This is a genomic window from Streptomyces sp. NPDC005195 (genome assembly GCF_040608315.1).
Taxonomy (GTDB): Bacteria; Actinomycetota; Actinomycetes; order Streptomycetales; family Streptomycetaceae; genus Streptomyces; species Streptomyces kaempferi.
In genome coordinates, this window is record NZ_JBEXHZ010000129.1 from 1 (window position 1) to 6,588 (window position 6,588).

The window sequence follows — 6,588 nt, forward strand, 5'->3', positions numbered from 1 at the left end:
GAGGGGGGTCGGGGCGGCAACCGGTGCGCCGGTGCTCTCCCGGCTCTCGTCGGGTACGACGGCCGCGGACGTGCCGCCGACGCTGCCGAGGCCGTCGAACTCGCCGGTCCAGGGCTCGTTCCAGGAACCGGCCTCGGTGTCGGGTCGGCCGGCTCCTTCGCCGTGCGCGTCCCGCCCGCCTCGCTCGGCCGACGTCGTCGGTCCGGTGGCGTGGCCGGTGGCGGAGCCGAGCACCGTGCCCAGGCCGACCGCCTCCACGATCGTCAGCTCCTCGGCGAGCTGCTCGCCGGGCAGTCCCAGGACCGCACCGCCGGCGGTGGCTCCCAGCGTCGAGCCGACCTCCTCGCCGGCCTCGGGCGACCCTTCCCAGGGCTCACCGTCGGCGTCGAGCAGGCCGGAGGCGTCGCTGCGGTCGTTGGGCGTCTGCTGCCCCGCGCCGCCGCCGAGCGGCATCATCGGCATGCCCGCGCCGCCCTGGCCGGCGCCTGCCCCCGCGGCGCCGGCGCCCGCTCCCGCGCCGGGTCCGGACGAGGACAGTACGGTCGTGCGCGGCGGCGAGAGCTCTTCGGGCAGGCCGGACTCGGTGAGGGGACCGGGCGTGGTCCGGGAGCCCAGGCCGCCCGCCCCCGGGAACCTGCCGCCCCGTCCGAACTGTCCCGGGAAGCCTTCGGAGGCCAGGTTCTCGCCCCACACGGACGGCGAGGAGGACGGCAGCCTGAGGCCGCCCAGGCCGAGGCCGGCGCCGAGGGGGTTGAGCAGGTCGTCCAGTCTGCTCAGGTCCAGACTGCCGGGCAGGTGGTCCACGTCGGTCCCGCCGGGGTAGGGATTTGCCGTCGAGGGGGGCAGCGTGCTCCCCTTCCCGCCCTTCGAGTTGCCGCCTGTCGAGCCCCCGGCGCCGCCGCCGAGTTCCAGGCCGCCGGGGAAGGGCTGTGGCTTGGGCGGGGTCTTGTCGGCTGTCGGCGGTGGGACCGTGGTGAGCTTGGGGCCGCCGCCGGCACCTCCCCCCGAACCGTCCGTGCTCGGACCGTCCTTGCCCGCGTTGGGGCCGTCCTTGTCCGTGTTGGGGCTGTCCTTGTTCGTGGTGTCCGTACCCGGGTCCTTGACCGGCGGGGTGATCGGGGCGGGCGTACGGATGGAGTCGACGGTGACCTGGTACTCGGAGGCCAGGTTCTTGAGCACGGTCCGCATGTCGTCGTTCATCATGGCGACCAGCTCTGGCTTCTTGCTGATCGGGATGAGGCCGTTGGACATCGCCCCCACGCCTTGTTTCCGGGCCTCCTGGGCGTACCAGAGGTCGATGGCGACGATCTTCTTCTGCGCGTTGTCGAGGGTGACGGAGTTGTCCGCGAGCTGCTGATAGACCGAGTTGGTGCCCAGTGAGCCGCCGGAGAGCACGTCGGCGGTGGCCGCGACCTGCTTCGAGAAGGTCTCGATCATGGTCACGAACGAGTCCGCCGCGGCGCCCTTCCAGGGGCCGTCGCCGCCGGCCAGCGCCTTGGTCTGGTCGGTGAGGCTCAGCGCGATCTCGGACAGCACATTGTGTACGTAGAAGAAGATCTGCGCCGCGTTCTCCAGCGAGGTGGGATCCGCCACGGACTTCGCCTGGTGGAGGTTGGTGACGGTGTCGGGGCCGGCGGCCATCCCGAGGACGGCCGCCTCGACTCGCTTCCAGTCCCAGGAGGAGTAGTCGCTCGCCGAGCCGGGATCCGAGCCGGGGTTGCCGAAGACCGTACCGTCGTCGCCCTGGGTGAATCCGCCGCCGTTGTAGCTGGCCATGGTGAACCGTCCTCCTGTCGTCGTGCTGTTGCCGGGGCCTGCGCTGCCAGGCGTTCGCCGTTGCGGCCCGCGGTCACCGGACCGGTCCGCGCCGGTGTCTCAGCGGTGACCGCGAGCCCGCGGGGGCGGCGGGTCAGGAACCACCGCCGCCGGGCTTGGGGACGTCGCCGAACATGGTGGTGAAGTCCCCGGGCGCCTGGGCCATGACGGTCTGCAGGTCGGTGGCCGTGATCGAGTTGCGGTCCTCGGCCGACTTGTACTTGGTGGCCAGCGTGATGATCCCGTCGTGCAGGTCGCTCAGCCCCGTGCGCAGGTCGCGCAGGACGGCCAGGTACTGGCCCTTCAGACCGGCGTCCGCGTTGGGGCCGTTGACCGTTTTGCGTATCTGGTTGGCGTCGTAGAAGGCACCTGGCTCCACCCGGACGTCGTTCAGGCTGGTGATCGCGGCGTTCGTGCCGTCGATCAGCAGGTTCAGGTTGGTCGCGAAGAGCTCCATCGACGGTGTGTCGACGCTCGTGCCACTGCCGCCGCTCTTGCCCTTCGGGACCGGGGGCGGCCTGAATGTCACCTGCCAGGGGGCGTCGGATTTCCCTTGGTCCACTCCGGTGCCGCCGGTGTAGTGATCCGGTGGGTCGTTGCTCATGTCCGCGTCGGGTTCCTGCTCCTTTGCCATGGCCACTACCCCCAGAGCTGAACGCCCTGGCGTTCACCGTTGGCGTAGTACTCGTTGATGGCGCCGAGCTGCTGGGCGGCCTGGGCGGACTTCGCCGTCATGTCGGCGGCGGCGGTGTGCCACTGTGCCCGGACCACCTCGTAGGTCTGCTGGGCGTCGCTGGTCCACTCCGCGAGGTTGGCCCTCGTCTGGGTCTCCAGCTCGGTCAGCGTCTGGTTGATCCGCTGGGTGATGGCGTTCATCTCGCCGACGATGAAGTCGACCTGTTGCATCTGGACGGTGTACGTGGTCATGCTGCTGACTCCTTCTCGGAGGGCTGGATGGTCACAGGGCCGGAGGCCGGCCGACCGGAGGGCCGGACGCCGGGACCGCGGCGGTCAGGACGTGAAGCCGGGCAGGCCGGTGGCGCCCGAACCCATGTTTTGGGCGAGCTGGTTGGCCAGCTGCTCGGTGTCCGCGTGCGTGTTCGCGTAGACCTTGGTGTTCGACGCGAGGTTCTCCAGCATCTGGGTCAGCGCCTGGTTGACCTTCTGGAAGTCGGCCAGCCACTCCTGCATGGCCTGGGTGTAGATCAGGGCCGCCTGGCCCGACCAGCTGGCCCGCAGGCCCTCGATCTGGCCGTCCATCTGCACGTACGCGGTGGTGCTCTCGTCCAGGGCGTGCTGGAAGGAAGCCTGGGCAGCGGTCATGCCCTGGATCGCTACTGAGGTCACAGCCATGTGTCGTCCTTCGGTCGGGCGTCGGCCGGTGGGCCGGCGGAGGGAGGGGGCGGTGCCGACCGGGTGTCAGCACCGTCGTGGTGGGAGAAGGTCCGGGGATGGGTCACGAGTGCACCAGCGGTGCCGCATCCTCGGTCCGCGGTGCGGCTCGGGGCGCGGCCGGTTCGGGCACGGCGGGATGGGCGGGATCGGGCGGCAGGTCCTCGACGGCGACGAGGCGGGTGCGAGCCGATCGGGCGAGATCCCGCGCCAGCCGGTGGATCTCGTACGCGCCGCCGTGCGGTGGCCGCTCGGTGAACCGGTCCACCAGGGCGGTGACCGCCTGCTCATCCAATTTGAAGCCGAGCAATGTGAGTTGATGGCATACCAGATTCGCTGCCTGCTCGGCGGTGTACGCGTGCAGCTCGACGAACTCCGCGAACGCCGCGGCCAGGTCCGTACGTTCTCGCAGCAGGTCCATCAGCTGTGGTGAACTACCGCTCAGGGCGAGGACCGTGGCGTGCACTGTGTCCTGCGGTGCGCCGGCCAGCTCGGTCAGCGCGTCGAGGACGGAGGTCCGCTCGGCGGTCGCGCGGTGTCCGAAGTCCGGGTCCAGGTCGAGCAGGAGCAGCCCGCCGGCCGCCTCGGTCAGGGCGGCGGTCAGTGCGAGGCGGGGTTGCTCCGTCCAGCGGGCGGGCACCGTGGACAGGGCCACGCGGTGTGTCACGCCGGTGGACAGCAGACCGAGTTCGGCCAGCCGTCGCCCGTACAGAGCGGCCAGTGTCCGTCGTCCGCTGCCGGGCGGACCCTGCAGGACGACGTTCGCCAGGTCGGCGGTCGGCTTGCCGGACCGCTGCAGCCGGGCCAGGCCGGCCAGCCGCAGATTCAGTTTCTCCCGGGCGGTGTCCAGGCCGGTCATGGCGGCCAGGGCGCGCAGCGCGGGGGTGTCGGCGGGCCCGGTCCGCCCAGGCTTGTCCGTGGTGTCGCCGGCAGCTTGCCTGTCGGGGACGGTGAGCACGTCGGGGCCGGTCAGCAGGCTCAGTTCGTCGTCGCGGTGCGGCTGGGCGGCGAGCCGGGAAGCCTGCTTGCTGATCATCTCCTCGAAGATCTGCCGGGCCACCCGTCCGTTGCCGAAGGTGGCGCCCTTCGGCACCTCCTCGAAGTAGCGGTTCAGTGCCGTCAGCGCGCCCTCGTCCAGTTCGTAGTAGTGCTTGGCGCACAGGCCGCGCACAATGGTGACCAGTTCGGCCGGGCTGTAGTTGGGGAACTCCACGGAGCGGGTGAAACGGGAGGCCATGCCGGGGTTGGAGGCCAGGAACTGGTCCATCTGCGCGGAGTAGCCGGCCACGATGACCACGATCTCGTCCCGGTGGTCCTCCATCAGCTTCATCAGCGACTCGACCGCCTCCTGGCCGAAGTCCGGTCCGCTGCCCCCGGACTGGTTGGTCAGCGTGTAGGCCTCGTCGATGAAGAGCACGCCGCCGAGCGCCTTGCGGAACACCTCGGTGGTCTTGATGGCCGTGCCGCCGATGATCTGGGCGACCAGGTCGGCCCGGGCGACCTCGACGATGTGGCCCTTGCTGAGGATGCCCAGTTCGGCCAGCACCGCGCCGTAGAGGCGGGCCACCGTGGTCTTTCCGGTCCCGGGCGGCCCGGCGAAGACCAGATGGCGGCTCATCGGGGGCATCGGCAGCCCCATCTCCTGGCGTCGCTGTGCCATCTTGTTCAGGTTGATCAGACCGGTGACCTGGTGCTTGACGCTCTCCAGCCCGACGAGCGACTCCAGTTCGGCCAGTGGGCCCGTGCCCGTGGGGCGCCCGGGGGAACCGCTCGCGGTCGGCGGCGCGTCGGGTGTCTCCTCACCGCCGGACCCCGGCCCGCTACCGGCCGCGCCCGCGGGACGGCCGCCGTCGGGGCGGCCCGGACCGGAGGGTGACCGGTGGCCGGCACCCGGCCGGTGCACGGAACCGCCGCCGTTGTCGCGGATCTCGCAGTCGTGGACCCGCACCGCCTCCTCGGTGGTGCAGCGCACGCCGTCGCCGGCGTTGTCGAAGACGGTGCAGTTGTCCAGCTCCGCCCGGGCGGAGGTCTGCACGTTCAGTCCGTGGCCGCGGGCCCCGTTGATCCGGCAGCCGACCGCCAGGACCGACCCGCCACCGGCCAGCCGGATCCCGTCGGCGCCGGAGTCCGAGAACCCGCTGTCGGTGGCGATGAGTTCGGAGTCGGTGTCGATCTCGACCGGGCCGCCTCGCAGGACCGAGGCGGTCAGCTCGGCGCGCGCGGCGCCGGCCAGGGTCAGGACGGTGCCACCGATCGAGCGCACCCTCAGATCGGACAGCCGAGCCTGCGCACGGTCGGCCAGTTCGATGCCCACGCCACCGTCCAGCGACAGGTCCGCCTCCTGCACCGTCAGGCCGCCCTGTCCGGTCACCCGGACGGCCACGGTGGCCCCGCCGATCGTCAGACCGGCGCAGTCCGCCGTGCTCCCCGCCTCCACCAGCAGGCCCAGCGGGCTGCCGGTGATCCGGCAGTTCTCCAGACGGGCGCGGGAGCCCGCGGTGACCTGTACCCCGCCGGTCGCGGCGGAGTCGATCACGCAGTCGCGCAGCACAGGGGCGGCGCCCTCGCTGATGTGTACGGCCTGGCTGCCCGAGCCGGTGAACGAGCACTCGGCCAGCACGATCGGGGCGGCACTGGTCAGGTAGGCGTCCAGGGTGGCGCTCGCCGTGACGGTGATCTTCCGCAGTTCGGCCCGGCCGTTCTGCTCCACGGCCACCGCCGGCTTGCCGCTCCCGTGGATCCGGCTGGCTTCCACCAGGGCGGTGCCGTTGCCGTTGACACAGATCCCGTTGCCTCGCGGCCGGTCGACGGCACAGTCCCGCACGACGAGCCGCCCGTGCTCGGCGACCACCACGGCGGAGGAACCCACCTCGGTGATCGCGCAGCGCTCCACCACGTTGCCGCCGCCGGAGGTGACCACGATGCCGGCGCCCTGGGTGTTGGCGATCTGGCAGTCGCGCAGCGCCAGCATGCCGTCCTGCCAGGCCAGTACGGCTGCCCAGGCTCCGCCGGAGATCCGGCAGTCGTCCAGGGCGGCCTGCCCGCGCCGTACGTCCAGCACCGGCGCCTGCGGGTCGGTGCCCGACAGCTGGAGACCCGTCAGCTGCACGGCCTCCGCGTCCAGGACCACCGTGCTGCCGGTGGAGGCGTGGATGGTCACGGTCCCGGTGGCGCCTTCGGCGGCGAGGGTCACCGGCCTGGTGACGGTCAGCGCCTCCTCGTAGCGGCCGGGCGCCACCGTGATCAGCGCGCCCTCGGCGGCGTCGGCCAGGGCGGCGGCGATGGACCGGTGGGCGCCCGGACGGTCCGTGGACACCACGAGGACTTGCCGGCTCACAGTGTCGCTCCCTCTGCGTGTACGGGCGTGTTCCGGGCGGCTGC

The 6,588-nt window shown here is 71.7% G+C and carries 4 protein-coding genes and 1 pseudogene; all 5 read right to left on the reverse strand.

Translation table 11 applies throughout. The features are described 5' to 3' along the window. A pseudogene (locus tag ABZV34_RS36405) lies at nucleotides 1-1,776 on the reverse strand (hypothetical protein); the annotation flags it as partial. Nucleotides 1,777-1,909: 133 nt separating this feature from the next. Further along, entirely contained in the window at nucleotides 1,910-2,449 is a 540-nt protein-coding gene (locus ABZV34_RS36410) for a hypothetical protein (protein WP_356286651.1), read from the reverse strand. Between the two features lie 5 nt (nucleotides 2,450-2,454). Further along, on the reverse strand, nucleotides 2,455-2,742 hold the full coding sequence (locus ABZV34_RS36415; protein ID WP_356286654.1) for a WXG100 family type VII secretion target: 288 nt from the start codon (nucleotides 2,740-2,742) through the stop codon (nucleotides 2,455-2,457). Nucleotides 2,743-2,826: 84 nt separating this feature from the next. Then, on the reverse strand, nucleotides 2,827-3,168 hold the full coding sequence (locus tag ABZV34_RS36420; protein WP_356286657.1) for a WXG100 family type VII secretion target: 342 nt from the start codon (nucleotides 3,166-3,168) through the stop codon (nucleotides 2,827-2,829). Nucleotides 3,169-3,271: 103 nt separating this feature from the next. After that, complete coding sequence (locus ABZV34_RS36425; protein WP_356286660.1) at nucleotides 3,272-6,544, reverse strand: right-handed parallel beta-helix repeat-containing protein; 3,273 nt, start codon at nucleotides 6,542-6,544, stop codon at nucleotides 3,272-3,274. Between the last annotated feature and the right edge of the window lie 44 nt (nucleotides 6,545-6,588).